Origin of the sequence: Bacillus sp. FSL K6-2869 (genome assembly GCF_040869405.1) — a bacterium.
Classification (GTDB): domain Bacteria; phylum Bacillota; class Bacilli; order Bacillales; family Bacillaceae; genus Bacillus; species Bacillus altitudinis.
The window spans coordinates 1546378-1567273 of the sequence record NZ_CP152035.1 but is presented as its reverse complement, the minus strand read 5'-3'; the positions used below and the strand labels follow the sequence as shown (position 1 = coordinate 1567273).

Sequence of the window (20896 nt, the reverse complement as noted above, 5' to 3'; positions counted from 1 at the left end):
TTACTTTTGTTTTGAGCGATACATGACGAAATCGCCTGAGAAGACAACTTCCTCACCTACATAGCTGTTTACTTCAACTACGGTTCTGCCTTTTTCTTTATCATGTGAGGCAACTTTGGCTTTTGAGACGACTCTTTCGCCTTGTTTGACCTGCCTTGTAAACTTAATATTTGCTTTTGCTGTCAAAGCCAGTTCATCGTCGATGACGGCTACTGCCAGCGAATTTGCCTGGGCAAAAAGATGATGTCCCCTGGCAATTTGGTTACGGCTGAATACATGCTCTTTTCTTACTTCAAAAATGGAAATCGCTTGATCATCAAGCTCTACATCAATCATTTCTCCAATAACTTCATCCAGCGGAAGAGACTTCACTTCATCCTCTAATGTCTTTTCGGCCACGTGCTTAATTCGTTCGCGTAATTCAGGGATTGACAGCTCCAAACGGTCAAGACGAACTGTTTGAATGCTTACACCGAACTTACTTGCCAATTCTTCATCAGTAATGAACGGAGTCGAGCTGATCGTTTGCTGGAGAAGCTTTTGTCGTTCTTTTTTATTTAGTTTCATATGCAGACACCATCCGTACATTTATGACTAGGTACTAATAGTAGTATATAATCTCATAGATGATAAATCAATCCTTGTTTCAAAAAGACAAGAAAATTCCTCCAGCACTTGATCAGCTCAATTTATCTCCGCCTAGCACACCGCTGTCTACAAGTGTTTGCCTAAGTTCTTTGTATTCAGGGTCTGTCCAAAAGGCTTCAGACTGCACGAGCTCTGCCGCATCTTTTCTAGCGGTTTCAAGCGCTCTATAGTCATGAACCATATCTGCCACTTTAAATTCAGGCATTCCGCTTTGTTTTTTGCCAAAGAAGTCGCCAGGGCCTCTTAGTTCTAAGTCCTTTTCAGACAGTTCAAAGCCATCCGTTGTTTCAGACATGATCCGCATGCGCTCTTTACCGGTCTCTGATTTAGGGTCCGCCATTAAAATACAAAAAGATTGATGCTCTCCGCGTCCGACCCGGCCTCTTAACTGATGAAGCTGTGACAGTCCAAAACGATCCGCATCATAAATGACCATGATGGTCGCATTTGGCACGTTGACTCCAACTTCAACAACTGTCGTTGACACAAGGATTTGCACTTCATTGGAAGTGAAATCTCTCATCACTTGATCTTTTTCATCACTTGCAAGTTTCCCGTGCATTAAGCCGATCGACCATTTTCCGCGATACGCCTCTGTCAGCATGCTGTGAACATCAATCGCATTTTGGACATCCAGTTTGTCTGATTCTTCTATAAGTGGACAAATAATATACGCTTGTCTGCCTTTTCTCAGCTCTTTATCAACAAAAGCAAGAATCCGCTCAAGCATGTCATGCTTCACCCAATACGTTTCAATCTGCTTTCGGCCAGCTGGCAGCTCATCAATGACAGAGACGTCCATTTCTCCAAATACTGTGATGGCAAGCGTTCTTGGAATCGGCGTTGCGGTCATAAACAAAACATCTGGGTCCTGCCCTTTGCTTCGCAGTTTTTTCCGCTGTTCCACGCCGAACCTGTGCTGTTCATCTGTAATAACAAGACCAAGCTGCTGAAATTCCACTTCGTCCTGGATAAGGGCATGCGTGCCGACTAAAATATCAATTTCTCCCTCTTTCAGACGTTCAAGCAGTTCTCTGCGGCGCTTTCCTTTCACTGAACTCGTCAAAAGAGCAATATTTAGCCCCCATTTTTCAAATAGCTGATACAGTGAATCGGCATGCTGTTCAGCCAAAATTTCAGTTGGCACCATCAGCGCACCTTGAAAGCCGGATAAATGGGCGGCATAAAGGGCAATTGCCGCTACAGCTGTTTTCCCCGATCCAACATCCCCTTGAAGAAGCCGGTTCATCCGGTACGGGGATGCCATATCTGACATAATTTCATCCAGCACTCTTGATTGTGCTTTTGTCAGCGGGAACGGCAGGCTATGAACAAACTCAAAGACCGCCTCTTTTGAGAACGGATGCTGGATGCCTGATGTTTTTTCTCTTTCTTTTTTTCTGATCGCCTGCATCTTCAGCTGAAAGATGAGAAATTCCTCGTACACGAAGCGTCGTCTTGCTTGCTTGAGCGAGTCTCTCGTTTCAGGGAGATGAATGGTTTTTAGTGCTTCTTGATAAGACATGAGTTTATAAGCAGCTACAAGCTGCTTTGGCAGTGGATCTTCTGCATGGTCTACATAGAGTGACAACGCTTGTTTCACAAATCGTCTCATCATCTTCACGGTTACATTTTCTTTGACTGAATAAACAGGTTCTATACTGCCATCTTGTTCGTGTGTTCCTTTTTTAAATTCCTGAACCATAATGGATTGCCGGTTTTTATCCCATTTCCCTGTGACGGATACCGTATCGCCTAAAACAAGACTTCGTTTTAAATAAGGTCGATTGAAGCATATGGCTGTAATCAAAAAACGACCGACAAGCAGCCTGAATGTCAGCCTGCTTCGTTTTTTTCCATAATAGGTGAGAACGGGCTCACTGTGCACTTTTCCTTCAACTGTGACACGTTCGTCATGCCTGACTTCTTCTAAGTTGCGAAGCTCATAGTCGTCATATCGATAAGGAAAGTAGCCGAGTAAATCGGCTACTGTGTAGATTCCAAGTTCATTTAGGGTTTTTTCTGTTTCTTCTCCAATCCCTTTCAAGGCAGAGATCTTATCTTGCAATTTCTGTATCACGAGATGAGGTCACACCTCCGAAAATCTTCTTTTCAAGCTCTCTTGCTGTCGGTGTTGCAGCAAGTCCGCCTTGTGCAGTCTCACGAAGAGCGGTTGGCATCGTTTGACCAATTTTGTACATCGCATCAATGACTTCATCACAAGGGATGCGGCTTGTAATGCCGGCAAGTGCCATATCTGCTGCAATCATCGCATTAGAAGCGCCCATTGCGTTTCGTTTCACACATGGCACTTCCACAAGTCCTGCGACTGGATCGCAAACAAGACCTAGCATATTTTTTAGGGTGATGGCCATGGCTTCAGCGGATTGCTGCGGCGTACCGCCTGCCATTTCTACAATGGCTGCTGCTGCCATACCTGATGCAGATCCTACTTCTGCCTGACAGCCGCCTGCTGCACCAGAGATACTTGCGTTATTGGCGACAACAAAACCAAATGCACCAGATGTAAATAGGAATCTGACCATTTGTTCCTTTGTTGGCTTTAATGTTTCTTTCACTGCAAAGAGCGTTCCTGGCACAACACCTGCTGAGCCAGCTGTAGGCGTTGCACAGATCGTTCCCATTGCTGCGTTCACTTCATTTGTTGCCACTGCCTTACTGACAGCATCTAAAATGGTATGACCAGACAATGTTTTGCCTGATGCGATATATGCTTGAAGTTTCACCGCATCCCCGCCTGTTAAACCAGATAATGATTTCACACCTTTCAGTCCGTTTTCAACGGCCTGTTCCATCACTTCTAGGTTGCGGTACATCTGCGAGAAAATGTCTTCACGTGACTTCCCTGTCACTTCCATTTCTTGAGTAATCATAATTTCTGAAATGGAGGTATTCCGTTCTTCTGTTAGCTGCACGAGTTCTTTGACGTTTTTAAACATCATACATAACCTCCTTGTTGTTACTCTGCAATTTGTGTGACTTGAATAATGTTTGGCAGCGTCTCAAGCTCTGTTAAAACCGCTGGATCAATATTCTGATCCACTTCAATCGTCATGAGTGCTTCTTGCCCGACCTCTTTACGTGCCACTTCCATATGACCAATGTTGATGGCGAATTTCGCTAACACATTGGCAACTGCTGCAATCGTCCCGTAACGGTCGTTATGAACCACAAGAATGGCCGGGTGATTCCCTGAGAGTCTCAGTTCAAAGCCATTTAATTCTGTGATTTCAATTTTACCTCCGCCAATGGAAATCCCGATTAATTCAAGGCTTCCATTCGCATCTGAAATTTCTACTTTTGCTGTATTCGGATGCGCTGGCACCGCATCTTCTTCTTTAAACTCAATGTCGATTTCTTTGCTTTTTGCAATATCGATCGCTGTTTTAATTCGTTCATCAAATGTATCAAAGTCAAGAACACCGCCGATAATGGCTACATCTGTCCCGTGTCCTTTATACGTATCTTTAAAAGAGCCATAAAACGATACAGTAATTCGTTTCGGTTCTCTTCCGAACAAGCTGCGAGCCACTCTTCCAATACGAGCCGCACCCGCCGTGTGCGAACTTGATGGACCAATCATGACGGGTCCAATAATATCAAACACACTTCTAAATTTCATAGGTCTTCCCCTCTCATCACCAATCACAGATTGGTTTGTTACTCCCTTTAGACTAATGGATTCATTCGATTCCCGCAACTCATTTCACCGATGAACACATAGTAAAAAAATGCAAAAGAAGAAGAAGGGCTTCATGTGCCCTTCTTTCTTTATTCAACAGCCAAAATATATGAATAAAGCGGCTGTTTTCCATCGTGGACTTCAACTTCTACATCTTCAAATGTTTCTTCAATATATGCTTCTAAAGCTTCCATCTCATCAGATGATGCATCTTCCCCTTTGATGATTGTGACAATCTCATCATCTTCTGTCACCATTTGGGTCAAAAGCTCTTTTGCTGCATCTAATTGATTTTTAGCTGTTAAGGTGATTTTTCCATTGTATAGGCCCATATAATCGCCTTTGGCAATGTCGATCCCATCAATTTGAGTATCTCTCACTGCAAAGGTAATTTGGCCGCTTTTCACATGATCAATCGCTTCTAACATCGCTGCTTCATTGTCTTCATTTGAAGCTGTTTCATTTAGAGAAAGAAGTGCCGACATTCCTTGAGGAACGGTCTTTGTCGGAATAACAACGACCTCACGACTTGAGACAGTTGCCGCCTGTTTAGCTGCCATGACAATATTAGAATTATTAGGTAAGATAAAGACGGTTTCGGCATGAATGCTATCAATTGCTTTGACAATGTCTTCTGTGCTCGGATTCATTGTCTGTCCGCCTTCAATGACGACGGATGCTCCGATACTTTTAAACAAGTCAGCAATCCCTTCTCCCATTGCGACACTCACTACTCCAAAACGCTGTTTTTCAGCAGCTGTTGCTTTTGGTGCAGCAGGCGAGTGATCTTTTTCTTCATTGACGATCGAGCTATGCTGCTCTCTCATGTTTTCAATTTTCATATTAATCAAGCTGCCGTAGCGCTGTGCATATGATAAGACATCTCCTGGCTGCTCTGCATGAATATGAACTTTTGCAAGCGTATCATCAGATACCACAAGAAGTGAATCTCCGAATTCGCTTAATTCTTCTCTGAAGGCATTTTCGTCAAAGGACTGTTTGTCTTCTTCAAATTTCACCATAAATTCTGTACAATAGCCAAATTCAATATCTTCTGTGTTCATATGGCTTTGTGCACTTTTATGATGCTCTGCACTCACTAATTCTTTTAATGTTGGCAAAGAGGCCGTTTTAGGAGGAAGCTCTTCTCCTCTTAATGAAGCAAGGAAACCTTCATATACACAAAGAAGTCCTTTACCGCCGCTATCTACAACGCCGACTTCTTTTAAAACAGGAAGGAGATCTGGTGTGCGGTCAAGTGATGCTCTTGCTTCCTCAATCGTTAATTCAAGCACACGATCGATTTGGTCTTCTGTTGCTGAAACAGCAACCGCTTTCTTTGCTGCGTCTTTTGCAACCGTTAAGATGGTTCCTTCAATCGGTTTCATGACGGCTTTATATGCTGTATCAACACCAGCCTGCAAGGCAAGCGCAAATTCTTTTGCGTCAATTGTTTCTTTTTGTTCTATATTTTTGCTGAAACCTCTGAAGAGCTGAGACAGGATCACACCTGAGTTTCCTCTTGCCCCCATTAACAGCCCTTTCGACAGAGCCACCCCGACCTTACCAATGTGATCGGTATTTGTTTCTTCAACTGCTTTTGCCCCTGAAGTCATTGACAAATTCATATTTGTCCCCGTGTCTCCGTCTGGCACTGGAAAAACATTTAACGCATCAACAATTTGTGCGTTTTGAGAAAGATGGTGAGCACCTGCAAGAATCATTTTTGCAAATGAGCGGCCACCCAGATTTCTAATAGACAATATATTTCCTCCTTACTACGGGTTCGTAACTTTTACTCCTTGTACATAAATGTTGACTGAGTCAACTGAAAGTCCAATCGTGTGATGAATCGTATATTTGACTTTCGTTTGAACATTATGTGCGACTTCTGATATTTTTGTACCGTAGCTGACGATGATGTACATATCAATATGAATGCGATCTTCTTTTTGACGCACAAGAACACCCCGGCTGAAGTTCTCTTTGCGGAGAATATCCGTCAAGCCGTCCTTTATTTGATTTTTGGACGCCATGCCAACAATACCATAGCAATCGATCGCAGCGCCTCCTGCCACCATTGCAATGACTTCATTTGATATATCAATTTGTCCGTATTTCGTTCTAAGTTCAATGGACACATTGGTTCCCCCTTTTTGAGAAATTGCCCTGAGTTATCACTATTTTACTATAAGACCCTTCTTTTTAAAAGAAATCATTCAATCCGACCCAATCCTACTTATACTATAGCCTTGATTTTTTATCAAGATGTCAAGGTATTTTTCTTGAAAGAGGAGCAAACAATCCTTGCAAACCCCTTGAAGCTGTGGTAAATTATTAAAGTATCTTGAGGCATCTCTAAGTACGTATATGAAGAATATGATGATGTTTTCGCAGTTAGGAGGGAAACAAATGGCACGTAAATGCGTTATTACAGGCAGAAAAACAAAAGCTGGGAACAACCGTTCTCACGCAATGAACTCTACAAAACGTACATGGGGCGCGAACCTTCAAAAAGTTCGTATTCTAGTGGACGGTAAGCCTAAAAGAGTATATGTATCAGCTCGAGCTTTGAAATCTGGTAAAGTTGAGCGTGTATAAGCAAGAGTAAACGCCTGCTACATTTAACTGTAGCAGGCGTTTTTATGTGGAAATAAAGGAGATTACTCATTAATCTTTCTTAAATGAACCAAGCATCGCACGGACAATGCCGCCAAGAAATCTAGGCAGTTTGATTGTATAAAATTTCATTTTGTCCCCCTCCTAAAAGTACCGCTTGCAGCACAATTGAGCTTAATCAGCCATCCACATTGATAGGTTGGTCAATCTTTGCTTCTTACCATTATTAATATGCCTTCATGAAAAGAAAAAGTACCATTTGAGTGGATGAGTTCGTTACTAATACATAGTGTGGAACCAGGCTCAATATGACAATTTTTCAGAGGATATTTGAAACCTTTTAATGTCAGCTTTTCAACCGATGTACCGAAGGGCAAAAACGACACATATTTTTTATCCGAGTCTTGTTTGATTTCGTATGTACCAGGTCCAAACATTTGAATGATATTTTGTTTATCTACAAGGGTCATGCTCTGTTTGTGCTGAATGCCTTTGTAAAGGAGATGGATATTCCCAAGAAAATGATCTGCTCTTCCGCCTGTAGTGCCGTAAATTTGAATATGTGCTGGATTCTGACGCAAAGACCAGTTCAGCGCAAGTTCTAAATCCGTTTCATCTTTCTCTGCCTGAAATAGATTGAGTGCAGGCAATTTCTTTTTCAGTTCATGAAGCTCTTCTTCTGTCACACTATCAAAATCACCAAATGCTCTGTCAGGTACAATGCCGTGCTCTAGTAAGAAAAGGGTTCCCCGATCTACGCCGACCCAGAGAATGTCCTCCTCAGATGCTTCATGATCAAGCGGCGGGATGTACGCAAAAGGACCGCCAGCTACGATATGTATGTGCATGATTACGCTCCTCTCCATTGAAAAAGAACCAAAGATCACAATGACTTTGGTTCTTTTTCTTATGCTTCTCGAATGGCCTGAATGGCCGCCGCGCGGTCATCTTTCCCATATACCGCTGAGCCGGCAACAAGTAGATTAGCGCCTGCTTCTTTGCAGCTCTTTGCTGTCTCTACATTGACACCGCCATCTATTTCAATGAGTAAATCAGTTAAGCCTTTTTGTTCACTAAGTGTCTTTACTTCTTTTACCTTTGAGAGAACAGAAGGAATAAACGCCTGTCCGCCAAAACCAGGGTTCACCGTCATGAATAAGACGAGGTCAACATCCTCTAATACATGCGCAATTTGAGAAACGGGTGTGTGCGGGTTTAAAACAACCCCTGCTTTGACACCTTGTTCTTTTATATGCTGAATCGTGCGATGTAAGTGTGGACACGCCTCAACATGAACAGAAATAATATCAGCGCCCGCTTTTGCAAATGCAGGGATATACTGGTCTGGCTGCTCAATCATTAAGTGAACATCGAGCGGCAGCTTTGTATGCGGCCTGATCGCCTCCACTACATTTGGTCCAAATGTCATATTCGGTACAAAATGACCGTCCATCACATCAATATGAATATAATCCGCTCCACCTTGTTCCACATCACGGATATCTTTCTCCAGATTGGCAAAATCGGCTGATAAAATGGATGGGGCAATATAAACCATGATTTAGTACCTCGGCTTTCTGTCTTTAATTTCAGTTAAAAACTCTAAATAATGCTGATAGCGATACTCTCTGATGCGATCGTGTTCTACTGCCTCTTTTACCGCACATCCAGGCTCTTTTACGTGCAAACAGCCCCTGAATTTACATTCTGCACTCTTCTCTCTGATTTCTAAGAAATAGAGCCCTAAATCTTCCGCTTCGATACCTGTAAATTCAAGCGAGCTAAATCCTGGTGTATCGGCAATGAGCCCTTCAGCCGTTCGAATGAGTTCCACATGTCTTGTTGTATGTTTCCCCCTGCCAAGATGGGAGGAAATATCATTTGTTTTCAGTGCTAAATCAGGACTCATCGCATTTAAGAGGGAAGACTTCCCTACACCCGATTGACCTGCAAATACAGTAATCTTGTGATGGAAATACGGGGTCAGCTTTTCAATTCCATCCCCTTCGATCGTCGATGTTAAATGAACGTCGTATCCAATTTGGCGATAGTCTTCTGCATAGGCTTGAATCGTTTCTCGCTCTTGCTCTGTTTTCAGCAAGTCCATTTTTGTGATGCAGATTATCGGTTCAATCTGGCTCTCTTCAACAAGCACTAGGAATCTGTCTAACAGCGATGTACTAAAGGTCGGCTCTGCTGCTGAGAAAACGAGCACCGCTTGATCAACGTTGCTAATAGGCGGCCGAATCAGCTCATTGGTCCGCTCTTTTACTTCCAGCAAATAGCCTTCCTTATCGTTATCTGCTTGATAGACGACATAATCTCCAACAAGAGGGGTTATTTTGTTTTTACGAAAAATCCCTCTTGCTCTGCACTGAATTACTTTGCCGCTTTCTAGAGACTCATCCAGCACATAATAAAATCCGCTTAATGCTTTAATAATTTTGCCCTCAGGCATAAAGTCCCTCCTTTATTCATCATCAGGGTATTCAATCGTTTTGGAGCTTACTACTTTATCATCCACTGTCACCTGATAGTATCCTTTTTGACCAGGTTCTATCTTAAATTTAATCGTTCGCTCAGTGGGCGCAGTGATTTTAAAGGTTTCATATAAATCAGAAATGCTATGTTCTGCATCGTCAATGGATATTTGAACATTCATTTCTTGTCCTTCTGTTTCTGGTTCATAGGGGATCGCAATCTTTTCAGTCACCGTTTTAGCCGGTTTCTCTTTTGGGCCAAGAGAGAACGTAATTTTAACCGTATCACCAGGTTTAACAGCAGTCCCCGCTCCTGGTTCCTGCTTCATGACCTCACCTTTTGGCACATCGTCAGAATATGCTTCTTTTTCATCTAGCTTTAGTCCATTATCCTCTAGATAATTTGATGCGGCCTGTTTACTATACGTCGTTAAATCCCGTAAGGTAATATCGGCAGGGCCTATACTGACGGTCAATGTGACTTCTTCATCTGCTGCGACAAGTTCTGTATTCGCGGAAGGTTTCTGTTCCATGACAATGCCTGATTCTGTGTCATTATCATTCACTTCCTCCACAACAACCTGTTTAAACCCTTTTTTCTCTAATAGTTCTTTTGCTTTCTCGACCTTTTCACCTGTTACATCAGGTAATTCGGTTTTTTCTTTACCTGTACTTTGATAAAGCTGAATTTCTGTCCCTTCTTTTACCTTCGTTCCGATTTTCGGGTCTGTTTTGACAACCAGCCCTTTTTCAATCTTCTCGTCGGCAATATCAATGGGTTCAGAAGCGACGGTAAATCCGGCTTTCTTCAAGGTGTCTTCCGCTTTTTCAACCGTCATGCCAGAAACATCGGTTACCTCTACATCCTTTGGAAAGAGTAATCCTGGGAAGACCGTGATCGCTAAAATGGTCGCAGCCGTCAAAACAAATAAGATCGACGCTACAATCCACGGCCATTTTTTCCGTTTTTTCTTCGGCTTTTGTTTCTCTTTTTTCTTTGGTTTTTGAACCGGGTGGACGGCTGTTTTTTCATTGTCTTGATCGACTTGATGATCTTTTATAATAGGAATGGCTTTTGTTGCTTCATGATCTTCTTCAATGACAAAGCGCTTTTCTTTTAGTCTTGCAGGGTCAAAAGCCGTTTTTAAGTCTTTTTGCATTTCAGATGCATCTTCGTATCGATAGAATGGATCTTTGGCCATCGATTTTAAAATGATGTTCTCCACGCTTTGTGGTACAGAAGGATTCCACCTTCTCACAGATGGCGGCTCTGATTGCAAATGCTTCAGTGCGACACTGACAGCGGATTCTCCTTCAAATGGCATGCGTCCTGAAATCAGCTCATAAAGAACAATACCCAGTGAATAAATGTCTGACTTTTTCGTTGCAAGACCGCCGCGCGCTTGCTCTGGGGACAAATAATGCACAGAACCAAGAACAGAATTCGTATGGGTAATGGTCGCTGAGCTAAGTGCCATGGCAATGCCAAAATCAGTGACTTTGATATTTCCCAAGTTGTCTATTAATATATTGTGAGGCTTAATGTCTCGATGGACGAGCTGTTTCGCATGGGCTTCTTCCATCGCCGCAACGACTTGCTCCATAATGCGAACGGCTTCTTTTGGATGAAGCGGTCCATTGGCGTGTATGTATTCTTTCAGCGTCATCCCCTCGACATATTCCATGACAATATAATAAATGTCATCTTCTTCCCCTACATCGTAGATACTGACAATATTCGGATGATCTAAGCTGGCTGCTGATTGCGCTTCTCTCCGGAACCGTCTAATAAAATCATCATCGCTTGCAAAGTCAAACCGTAAAATTTTAATCGCCACTTCGCGATCTAAAATCATATCCTCCGCCAAATAAACGTTGGCCATTCCGCCTCCGCCTATGGCGCGAAGAATTTGATAACGGCCGCTGATCCTTTTTCCGATCAACACTTGCTGTCACCCTCCTCTGTTTGGGAGGAGATTTCTAACAGTACTGCTGTAATGTTATCTTCACCGCCGTTGTCATTCGCTGTTTGAACTAACTCTGTTACTTTTTCATCTGGTGCGGTTGTTTGCGATAAAATCTGAATCAAATGTTCTTCTTCTACTTTATTCGATAATCCGTCTGAGCAAAGCAAAATTTGATCTCCTGGATCCACTTCAAAAGTTCGTGCATCAATTTGAACGTGTTTATCTGTTCCTAACGCTTTGGTCAGCACATTTTTTCTTGGATGATATTCTGCATCCGCTTTTGAAATCTCTCCTGTTTTCACTAACTCATTCACTAGTGAGTGATCATCTGTTAATTGGGTCAGCGCACCTTCTCTTAGCAAATAGCAGCGGCTGTCACCAATATGGGCAATTGTGACCGTTTGCAAATGCACGAGCGCACAAACGATGGTCGTCCCCATTCCTTGGCATTCCTCATTGTTTTTCGCATGTTCGTATACTTGGTCATTAATGTCGCTAATTTTTGAGATTAACCAATTTTCTTGATCGGCTGGTTTATTTGGAATTGAAGATGTTTCCTGCCAGTATTCTTTTAAAGAAGAAACTGCCATCTTGCTGGCTACATCACCAGCAAGATGACCTCCCATTCCATCTGCTACAACAGCTAGAAGTGTGTCTTCTTTTGCTTCAAAAATACCTGCATCATCTTCATTATGCTGACGGACTTTTCCTGTATCGGTTTGAAAGGCTGCCCTTATCAACATTCGTCACCTCGTCTCTTCCTGACGCTCCTTCGCTCTTAGCTGACCGCAAGCAGCATCAATATCATGGCCTTGCTCTCGTCTAATCGTTACGTTTACGCCTCGTTCTTTCAGCGTTTTTTCAAATAGGAAGATTTGTTCTCTTGGTGTTCTCACGTAATCTCTTTCTGGTACATAGTTCACCGGGATGAGGTTTACATGGCATTTGATTCCTTTTAATAAATCAGCAAGTTCTTCTGCGTGATGAACTTGATCATTGACTCCGCCAAACAGACCGTATTCAAAGCTCACGCGTCTGCCTGTTTTTTGAATGTAGTATTCGATAGCTTCCATTAATTTTGGCAGCTTGTATGCCTTATTGATTGGCATGAGGCGGCTTCGAATTTCAGTATTTGGTGCGTGCAGGGAGACAGCAAAGTTGATTTGCATTTGCTCATCCGCAAATTGATAAATCTTTGGAATGATCCCGCTCGTCGAAACCGTAATATGACGTGCTCCAATATTTAAGCCGTTATCATGGTTAATGATTTTAAGGAATGCAAGCATTTCATCAAAGTTATCAAACGGTTCGCCAATTCCCATGATGACAACTGAGCTGACGCGTTCATCTGTTTCATCAAGCGCCTGTTGTACTTTCAATACTTGGGCCACTATTTCTCCCGCCTCAAGGTTACGTTTCAAACCACCAAGTGTAGATGCACAGAATGTACAACCAATCCGGCAGCCTACCTGTGTTGTGACGCAGACAGAGTTGCCGTATTCGTGGCGCATTAGTACGGTTTCAATGGTATAGCCATCGTGTAATTCAAATAAAAACTTGATCGTTCCATCTTGAGAAGTTTGTTTGATCACTGTTTTTAAAGTCGTGATGGCGAATTGATCTTTTAATTTTTCTCTTAATTCCTTTGATAGGTTAGACATTTCATCAAAGGATGTGACGCGTTTTTCATAAAGCCACTCAAAAATTTGTGTTGCACGGAAAGGCTTTTCGCCTTGTTCCTTTAACCAGTCTTTGATTTCATTTAGCTCAAACGAGTAGATCGACGGCATGTCTGTTTTCAGTTCTTTTCTTACTTTTTGTTTTTGTTCTGTCATTTTTTATCCCTTCTTTCTCATGCTGCAAATAAAGAAACCATCTGTTCCGAAATAATGAGGAAGAATTTGTACACTTCCGTTTTGAACAAACGGAGCAACCTGCTCAGGCAGCCGTTCATTAAGAGATAGATCGGGTTCGAAGTCTTGGTGTTCTTGTAAAAACGCATGAATCACTTGTTGATTTTCTGTTGGATCCATTGTACATGTACTGTATACAAGGGTTCCGCCTGGCTTTAGCAACTGGGCTGTTTCATGCAAGATCGATTGCTGAATTGTCGCAAGTCTTGCTGAGTCTTCCGAGGACTTTGTATATTTCATATCTGGTTTTCGTCTGATGACGCCAAAACCTGAACATGGTGCATCAATGAGAATACGGTCAAACGAAGCATCATCATAATGGTCGGATGCTTTTCTTGCATCAAGCGCTTTTGCCTCAATATGCGTTAAGTTCAGACGCTTTGCCGCCTGTTTGATCAGTTTTACTTTGTGCTCATGTAAATCAAGAGACACTATGTTCCCCTCATCGTTCATTCGCTCTGCGATATGTGTTGATTTACCACCAGGAGCGGCACAGGCATCAAGCACCATTTCTCCCGGCTGAGGGTCCAGCGCTCTTGCGACAAGCATGGAGCTTTCATCTTGGATCGTGACAAAGCCCTCTTGAAAGAAAGGAGTGGATACGATAGATCCTTTCATGAGTTTGAGTGCATCCTCAGAGAGGTCGCCGAGCTCTGTCTCAATTCCTGCATCCATGAGTTCTTGCTGCAGTGCAGTGCGGGTTTTTTTCATTTGATTGACACGCAATGTCTGCTTTGGCGGGACTAAATGAATACGGCACATGCTTTCTGCTGCTTCAAAACCGTACGCCTCCACCCATTCTTGTACGAGCCACAATGGATGGCTTGTCTCTATTGAGAGCCTTTTTACCGGATCTTTGATCGCATCAAATGATGGCACGCCTTCTCTTTGCACAGAACGAAGAACACCGTTGACTAGTGAAGAAATACCTTTATGTCCGCGCTTTTTCGTGAGTTCCACTGCTTCATGGATGGCTGCACGATCTGGAATTTTTTCAAGATAAACCATCTGATAAAGAGACATCCGCAAAAGCTGCATCACCCAAGGAGCCACTTTTTGCGGTTTTTTCACAAAGGGTGTGAGCATATAATCAAGTGCCAGCTTGTTTTGCAGTGTACCGTATACAAGTTCTGTTAATAGCGGTTTGTCTTGATCGGAGAGTTCTTTCTCTTTCATCACTGACTGCAAAAGCAAGTTACTGTAGGCTTGATTTTGTTCGAGTTTGATTAAAGCGTCTAGCGCTACTTCTCTCACATTACTTTTCTTCATTGATTAGCCCTAATTTCTGTCCAATTTCGATATTTGCGCCTCTTAAGAAGTCTTCACCGCTCATTTTTTTCTTTCCAGCGGGCTGTACACTCGTTAATAAAAGGCCTTGCTGATTTCCTGTTCCAACGACTGGTCCTTCTTTTTGAAGCTCAATCACTTTCCCAGGTTCTTCTGGTGCTTGAAGCGGAACTTTTTTCGCTTCCCATACTTTTAAGTTAGCACCGTTCCATTCAGTATAGGCAACTGGCCATGGATTTAAGCCGCGAACTTGGTTGTAAAGCTCTTCTCCTGGCTTGGTCCAGTCTAACCTTTCCTGCTCTCGCTTAATATTTGGTGCATACGTTGCTGCCTCTTCATTTTGCGGAATTGGCGAGATAGACCTGCTTAACACATTTGGAACTGTGTCTTTTAATAAGGCCGCACCAGCCACACTTAATTTATCGTGCAGTGTTCCGACGTTGTCTAATTCATCAATTTCTACTTCTACTTTGCTAATCATGTCACCTGCATCAAGCTTTTCTACCATATACATGATCGTCACGCCTGTTTTCTTTTTGCCTTGCAGGATCGCATAATGGATCGGTGCACCGCCTCTTAGTTCTGGCAGCAGTGAGGCATGAACGTTGATACAGCCAAATTCAGGTTCATCAAGTAATCTTTTTGGCAAGATTTGTCCGAACGCTGCTGTTACGATCAAATCTGGCTTTAACGCAAGCACTTTATCAATTTCTTCATCAAGACGTACCTTTTCAGGCTGTAAAACTGGAATGCCGTGTTTTAAGGCTTCTACTTTTACAGGAGGCGGCGTGAGCACTCGTTTTCTGCCTTTCGGGCGATCTGGCTGTGTGACGACCCCGACCACTTCGTATCCTTCTGTTATAAGTGTTTGCAGCACAGGTACTGAGAAATCAGGGGTTCCCATAAATACGATACGTGCCATTTTCTTCACCCTTCCATTTCCGCAAGTTCTTTTTCTGTATACGTTTGAATGATCTTCGACGTGAATAATACACCGTCTAAGTGATCAATTTCATGCAATAAAGCTCTTGCTAAAAATCCTTCTGCTTCTATTGTAAATGGTTTGCCTTTCTTATCAAAGGCTTTCACCTTTACATAATTTGGTCTTTCAACCGTTCCGTACAAAGATGGAAAGCTCAGGCAGCCTTCAATGTCTGTCTGGCTCCCTTCCACATCAAGAATCTCAGGATTTACTAAGTCAATCCTCCCAGAATCTTCTCCGATATCGACCACGGCGATTCTTTTTGAGATGCCGATTTGTGGTGCGGCTAGGCCGACTCCATCTAGTTCAAGCATTGTATCATACATATCATCCAGCAGTTTTTTCAGTTTTTTATCGAATGTATCAACAAGCTCTGTTTGTTGTTCAAGTACGTCTGCAGGATGTAAGACTATCGGTTTGATTGCCACGAAAAGACCTCCGTTTTACATCATCATATATGGATTCATATCGATTGATATCATCAACTGTTTTTGTTCCATTTCTTTTTGATAATGATCTTGTATTTTTCGTAATAAACTTGCCAGTTCATTTTCCCTTTTGTATTTTATCACGCATTGATATCGATATCTATCTTTGATCTTAGCGATCGGAGAAGCAGCAGGACCGAGAATTCTTGTATTCGGTGCACAATTCATTTTCAGGAACTGAACAATTTTGTCTGTGACATGCGCTGCCTTCGTCACTTCTTCATGTGATACAGTCACCATCGCCAAAAAATAAAATGGCGGATAGGACTGATGACGACGGTGCAACATCTCCTGCTCATAAAAGGCTTCATAATCATGCTGTTTGGTTAATTCAATACTATAATGCGAAGGTGTATATGATTGAATAATGACTGACCCCGCTTTTTCATGACGTCCCGCACGTCCGCTTACTTGTGTAAGAAGCTGAAACGTTTTTTCACTTGAACGAAAATCAGGGATGTGAAGAGACGTATCCGCACTAAGGACACCGACAAGTGTAACATCTGGGAAGTCTAATCCTTTTGCAATCATTTGCGTCCCAAGCAGAATATCCGCTTCTTTATGACCAAAGGACGTGAGAAGCTTTTCGTGCGCACCTTTCCGAGAAGTTGTATCTACATCCATTCGGATGACCCTCGCTTCTGGCAATACCTTCGTCAGCTCTTCTTCCACACGCTGCGTGCCTGTACCAAAATAGCGAATATGCTCACTATGGCATTCTGGACATTCTGTAGGTACAGAAGCTTCGTGACCGCAATAATGGCACTTCAGCCGTTTTTGAAAGCGGTGATAAGTGAGAGAGATCTCACAATGAGGACATTGTTCCACATATCCGCAATCACGGCACATCACAAAGGATGAATAACCTCTTTTATTGAGAAATAAAACTGCCTGCTCTTTCCTTTCAAGTACTTCTTTTAACCTGAGCATTAATTCTTCTGAGAACATGGAGCGGTTGCCGTTTCTTAATTCTTCTCTCATATCAATTAACGAAACGTGCGGCAGCTGCTGCTGATTGACGCGCCGTTTAAGCGTCAGCAGTGTATACACACCCTTTTTCGCACGCGCATATGACTCAAGTGAAGGCGTTGCACTGCCTAATACAACCGGACATTGGTGCCGCCCTGCTCGTTCAATGGCCACATCTTTCGCATGATACCGAGGCATTTCTTCTTGTTTATATGACGATTCGTGTTCTTCATCTATAATGATCATTCCTAGATTTTCAAACGGGGCAAAAACAGCTGATCTTGCGCCAACGACAAGTTTGACTTCCTTGCGGTGGATTTTCCGCCATTCATCGTATTTTTCCCCAGTCGATAAGCCGCTATGAAGGACAGCCACATTGGACCCGAAGCGCTCTTTAAAACGCTGGACCATTTGAGGCGTTAATGAAATTTCAGGAACTAGGACGATCGCTTCTTTTCCCTTTTGGAGGACATGATCAATCGTCTGTAAATAAATTTCGGTTTTACCGCTTCCTGTGACCCCGTGCAGTAAAAACGTTTCATGTTTTTCATCGCTCACTGCTTGATGAATGGGTTTTGCCGCTTCTGCTTGCTCTGTTGTGAGATCAAGAGGAGTAGATGGTGTAAACTCCCTATCCCGATAAGGATCTCGATAAATCTCTTCATAGCTTTCTGTTAACAGGCCTTCTTGAATCAAGGCTTTTATCGTTTGAGAACTAGCGCCTGTTTGCTGCTGCAAATCTTTTGCTAAAAACGTCGTTTCATTCGCTTGAAGTAAAAAGGCAAGCAACGCCTTCTGTTTCACCGCATTTTTCTTTAACTGCTTCTGTTTTTCTTCAAGTTTTTCTTTCGTAACTGCTACCTGAAGTGTCCGCACCTTTTTCTTTCCGGATTTTTGTGAGACGTGATATCTGACTTCTAGATGGCCTTTTTGGACATGCTTTTGAATAGGCTTCAGCTGTTCAGGCGGAATGTCAGCGTAAAGGATGCTCTCTTGCTGACCGAAAAGCTCTTTCAATGACTGCGGAAGTTCCTCAGCTGATAACACCTGAATTTCTTTTTCATATTTGGCTTTCATCGCAGCCGGAAGCATCGATTGAAGCGCCGTAATATGATAGGACAATGTTTTTTCCGTCAGCCAGTGGGAAAGCTCCAATAGCTCATCTGTCAGAACAGGAGATAAATCAAATAAATCGACAATGTCCTTGATATTTCCTGACTGTACGTCTGTTTCTTCTTTGATTTTTGTCACAAACCCTTGAATTTTCCTTGGGCCAAAGGGAACCACTACCCTCATACCAGCCCTGACAAGGCCTTTAAAGCGGTCTGGCACACGATAGTCAAATGGCCTGTCAATGGCTTTCGTTGTGACATCGACGATCACTTCAGCAATCATGCTCGATCACGCTCTTTTGGCAGCAGCTGCTTTGCCTCCTGTAAGATTTGAAAGGCAAGGTCTTTTTTGCTCATCATTGGCAGCTCTTTTTTTGTACCGTCTGCTTTGATCAATGCTGCGACATTTGTATCTGTGCCAAAGCCTGCGCCCTCTGCTGCAACATTGTTCGCGACAATCATATCTAAATGCTTGGATTCGATTTTCTTTTTCGCATAGTATTCAACATCCTGCGTCTCAGCTGCAAAGCCGACTAGCACCTGATGTTCTTTTCTTTTCCCAAGCTCTTTTAAAATATCTTTCGTCCGCTTAAATTCAACCGCTAGTTCACCGTCTTGTTTTTTCATTTTATGAGAATACGTCGTGACAGGCGTATAATCGGCAACGGCTGCTGATTTAATCACTATATCTGCTTTCTCGTACACCTCTAACGCTGCTTGATACATCTCCTCAGCCGATTCCACTTGCACCACATTCACATGCTCAGGCGCAGTTAACGAAACAGGTCCTGAAATGAGCGTGACATCAGCCCCCATTTGCTCGGCAGCTTCTGCAATGGCATAGCCCATTTTCCCAGAAGATCGATTTGAAAGGAAACGAACAGGGTCGATCACTTCTCGTGTAGGGCCGGCTGTGACCACGACTTTTTTACCTGAAAGCGGCAAGCTGGTTGGCTCATCAAAAAACGCACGGATGTGTTCAACAATTTTTTCAGGCTCCTCTAAGCGTCCTTTTCCAATGTAGCCGCATGCTAAATAGCCTTCACTTGGCTCTATAAACCGGTAGCCGTCTTCATATAAAGTGCGGATGTTCCGTTTGACAGCTGGATGGTCATACATGTGCACATTCATAGCCGGTGCAACCCATACAGGAGCTGTTGAAGCAAGCAAGGTCGTTGTGAGCATATCATCAGCAAGTCCTGCGGCCATTTTACCAATGGTATGTGCTGTTGCAGGGGCAACAAGAATGAGATCGGCCCAGTCAGCTACATCAATATGCGCTATGACTTTTGGATTATTTTCTTTAAATGTATCCACATACACCTCATGCCGAGATAGGGCTTGAAAGGTGAGCGGAGACACAAACTCACGGGCAGATTCTGTCATAATCACTCTTACGTTTGCGCCTGCCTGTACAAGTTTACTAGTGAGTGCAGCTGCTTTATATACGGCGATTCCTCCGCTGACGCCGAGTAAAATATTTTTTGACTGTAACATTTGTTTGTCCCCCTTAACGGCCTTTTTCACAAATTCGTCTACAATTCAAAAAAGTCAAAACCAATCATAGTTTTGACTTTTTTGAACGTATCGTATCTGCATAGCAGAAGCGATGTTATTCTTGCTCTTCTTTTTCAAATGTCAAAAGACCAGCATCGATTTCCTCAAGAGCTTTCCCTACAAATTTATAGGATTTTGTGTTTTCGATTTGTTGATCTTGATGGATTTGCATTTCACGTGCACGGCGTGCAGACACTGTGACAAGTGTATATTTTGAGTCAAGTTTGTTCATCAATGAGTCAATTGAAGGATCTAACATGGTTTATTCTACCCCCAGCATTTTTTTATATCTTGGTGCGACTCTGTCTCTTCGCAGGTGCTCTGCAAGGACGATCGCTTTAATTCTTTCACATGCAAGCTCGACATCGTCGTTTTCAACGACATAGTCATAAGCATCCATCATTTCAATTTCTTCTTTTGCAGCAGCCATTCGGTTACGGATGAGATCCTCAGATTCTGTCCCGCGTGTAATAATGCGGTTTTGAAGTTCTGAAAGACTTGGCGGTGCAAGGAAAATAAAGAGACCTTCCGGGAATGCTTCTCTTACTTGAAGTGCACCTTGCACTTCGATTTCAAGGAAAACATCTTTTCCTTCGCTCAATGTTTGTTCTACATAGTCAACAGGCGTGCCGTAGTAATTCCCGACATATTCTGCCCATTCTAACAGCTTTTTGTTTTCAATCATATGTTCAAATTCTTCCCTGGTTTTAAAGAAATAATCAACACCATTTCTTTCACCTTCACGCGGTTTGCGGGTTGTCACAGAAATAGAGTATTCAAATTTCGTATCTTCCTGGGAGAAAATGGCTTGTCTGACCGTTCCTTTTCCAACTCCCGAAGGTCCAGAGAGAACGATTAAAAGTCCTCTTTCTTTCATAATGGCGTATTACCCCTGCCCTTCATCTATGATTTCTTCTTTTACAGAAAGTCTTTGCGCGACAGTCTCAGGCTGAACGGCAGATAAGATGACATGGTCACTGTCCATAATGACAACAGCACGGGTTCTTCTTCCGTATGTCGCATCAATGAGCATGCCTCGATCTCTTGCGTCTTGTATCATTCGTTTAATCGGTGCTGATTCCGGACTGACGATCGAAATCATCCGATTCGCTGAAATGATGTTTCCAAATCCGATATTGATCAACTTTATGGTCATCTTCTTTCGTCCCCC

The 20896-nt window shown here is 42.8% G+C and carries 22 protein-coding genes; 1 reads left to right on the top strand and 21 read right to left on the bottom strand.

Annotation, left to right across the window (positions count from 1 at the left end; translation table 11 throughout):
• The 6 genes from fapR to MHI58_RS07980 form a co-directional block, all read right to left on the bottom strand.
• Window positions 1-567 carry a transcription factor FapR gene (gene fapR / locus MHI58_RS08005; RefSeq protein WP_017359102.1) on the bottom strand — a complete coding sequence of 189 codons (567 nt, stop codon included), beginning with the start codon at window positions 565-567 and terminating at the stop codon, window positions 1-3.
• A 112-nt stretch (window positions 568-679) separates the two neighbouring features.
• Complete coding sequence (recG, locus tag MHI58_RS08000) at window positions 680-2728, bottom strand: ATP-dependent DNA helicase RecG (protein WP_045034253.1); 2049 nt, start codon at window positions 2726-2728, stop codon at window positions 680-682.
• On the bottom strand, window positions 2706-3608 hold the full coding sequence (sdaAA, locus tag MHI58_RS07995; protein WP_024720342.1) for an L-serine ammonia-lyase, iron-sulfur-dependent, subunit alpha: 903 nt from the start codon (window positions 3606-3608) through the stop codon (window positions 2706-2708). Before sdaAA ends, recG begins: the two co-directional genes overlap by 23 nt.
• A 20-nt stretch (window positions 3609-3628) precedes the next feature.
• A complete protein-coding gene (gene sdaAB, locus MHI58_RS07990) occupies window positions 3629-4291 on the bottom strand; it encodes an L-serine ammonia-lyase, iron-sulfur-dependent subunit beta (RefSeq protein WP_017367229.1) in 663 nt (220 codons plus the stop codon).
• A 149-nt stretch (window positions 4292-4440) separates the two neighbouring features.
• Window positions 4441-6114 carry a DAK2 domain-containing protein gene (locus tag MHI58_RS07985; RefSeq protein WP_024720341.1) on the bottom strand — a complete coding sequence of 558 codons (1674 nt, stop codon included), beginning with the start codon at window positions 6112-6114 and terminating at the stop codon, window positions 4441-4443.
• Window positions 6115-6129: 15 nt separating this feature from the next.
• Window positions 6130-6492: an Asp23/Gls24 family envelope stress response protein gene (locus tag MHI58_RS07980; RefSeq protein WP_008344871.1), complete on the bottom strand. Its 363-nt coding sequence runs from the start codon at window positions 6490-6492 to the stop codon at window positions 6130-6132.
• A 271-nt stretch (window positions 6493-6763) separates the two neighbouring features.
• On the opposite strand from MHI58_RS07980, the gene rpmB reads away from it, so the two are divergent.
• Complete coding sequence (gene rpmB / locus MHI58_RS07975) at window positions 6764-6952, top strand: 50S ribosomal protein L28 (protein ID WP_003212514.1); 189 nt, start codon at window positions 6764-6766, stop codon at window positions 6950-6952.
• A gap of 69 nt (window positions 6953-7021) precedes the next feature.
• Here rpmB and spoVM read toward each other — a convergent pair whose 3' ends face one another.
• From spoVM to remA, 15 genes are all read right to left on the bottom strand, one after another.
• Window positions 7022-7102: a stage V sporulation protein SpoVM gene (gene spoVM, locus MHI58_RS07970; RefSeq protein WP_008354550.1), complete on the bottom strand. Its 81-nt coding sequence runs from the start codon at window positions 7100-7102 to the stop codon at window positions 7022-7024.
• A gap of 71 nt (window positions 7103-7173) precedes the next feature.
• The gene (locus tag MHI58_RS07965; RefSeq protein WP_041507317.1) at window positions 7174-7818 is read right to left on the bottom strand and encodes a thiamine diphosphokinase; all 645 of its coding nucleotides are present in this window, start codon (window positions 7816-7818) and stop codon (window positions 7174-7176) included.
• Window positions 7819-7877: 59 nt separating this feature from the next.
• Window positions 7878-8528, bottom strand: a complete 651-nt coding sequence (gene rpe, locus MHI58_RS07960; protein ID WP_017367226.1) for a ribulose-phosphate 3-epimerase — start codon at window positions 8526-8528, stop codon at window positions 7878-7880.
• Between the two features lie 3 nt (window positions 8529-8531).
• Window positions 8532-9428, bottom strand: coding sequence for a ribosome small subunit-dependent GTPase A (gene rsgA, locus MHI58_RS07955; RefSeq protein WP_041090545.1), 897 nt, complete (start codon window positions 9426-9428; stop codon window positions 8532-8534).
• A gap of 12 nt (window positions 9429-9440) precedes the next feature.
• Window positions 9441-11396: a Stk1 family PASTA domain-containing Ser/Thr kinase gene (pknB, locus tag MHI58_RS07950; RefSeq protein ID WP_041090547.1), complete on the bottom strand. Its 1956-nt coding sequence runs from the start codon at window positions 11394-11396 to the stop codon at window positions 9441-9443.
• Window positions 11390-12160: a Stp1/IreP family PP2C-type Ser/Thr phosphatase gene (locus MHI58_RS07945; protein WP_034647887.1), complete on the bottom strand. Its 771-nt coding sequence runs from the start codon at window positions 12158-12160 to the stop codon at window positions 11390-11392. Before MHI58_RS07945 ends, pknB begins: the two co-directional genes overlap by 7 nt.
• Before the next feature lie 3 nt (window positions 12161-12163).
• Window positions 12164-13252, bottom strand: a complete 1089-nt coding sequence (gene rlmN / locus MHI58_RS07940; RefSeq protein ID WP_024720337.1) for a 23S rRNA (adenine(2503)-C(2))-methyltransferase RlmN — start codon at window positions 13250-13252, stop codon at window positions 12164-12166.
• A 3-nt stretch (window positions 13253-13255) separates the two neighbouring features.
• Complete coding sequence (gene rsmB, locus MHI58_RS07935) at window positions 13256-14599, bottom strand: 16S rRNA (cytosine(967)-C(5))-methyltransferase RsmB (RefSeq protein ID WP_024720336.1); 1344 nt, start codon at window positions 14597-14599, stop codon at window positions 13256-13258.
• Window positions 14586-15539 carry a methionyl-tRNA formyltransferase gene (gene fmt, locus MHI58_RS07930; protein WP_017359336.1) on the bottom strand — a complete coding sequence of 318 codons (954 nt, stop codon included), beginning with the start codon at window positions 15537-15539 and terminating at the stop codon, window positions 14586-14588. Before fmt ends, rsmB begins: the two co-directional genes overlap by 14 nt.
• A gap of 5 nt (window positions 15540-15544) precedes the next feature.
• Complete coding sequence (gene def / locus MHI58_RS07925) at window positions 15545-16027, bottom strand: peptide deformylase (RefSeq protein WP_008344891.1); 483 nt, start codon at window positions 16025-16027, stop codon at window positions 15545-15547.
• 15 nt (window positions 16028-16042) lie between these two features.
• Window positions 16043-18451, bottom strand: a complete 2409-nt coding sequence (priA, locus tag MHI58_RS07920; protein WP_045034252.1) for a primosomal protein N' — start codon at window positions 18449-18451, stop codon at window positions 16043-16045.
• Entirely contained in the window at window positions 18448-19665 is a 1218-nt protein-coding gene (gene coaBC, locus MHI58_RS07915; protein WP_041507323.1) for a bifunctional phosphopantothenoylcysteine decarboxylase/phosphopantothenate--cysteine ligase CoaBC, read from the bottom strand. Before coaBC ends, priA begins: the two co-directional genes overlap by 4 nt.
• Window positions 19666-19780: 115 nt before the next feature.
• On the bottom strand, window positions 19781-19984 hold the full coding sequence (rpoZ, locus tag MHI58_RS07910; protein WP_008344896.1) for a DNA-directed RNA polymerase subunit omega: 204 nt from the start codon (window positions 19982-19984) through the stop codon (window positions 19781-19783).
• A gap of 3 nt (window positions 19985-19987) precedes the next feature.
• Window positions 19988-20602, bottom strand: coding sequence for a guanylate kinase (gene gmk, locus MHI58_RS07905; protein ID WP_007499680.1), 615 nt, complete (start codon window positions 20600-20602; stop codon window positions 19988-19990).
• A 9-nt stretch (window positions 20603-20611) separates the two neighbouring features.
• Entirely contained in the window at window positions 20612-20881 is a 270-nt protein-coding gene (gene remA / locus MHI58_RS07900; protein WP_008344898.1) for an extracellular matrix/biofilm regulator RemA, read from the bottom strand.
• Window positions 20882-20896: the final 15 nt, after the last annotated feature.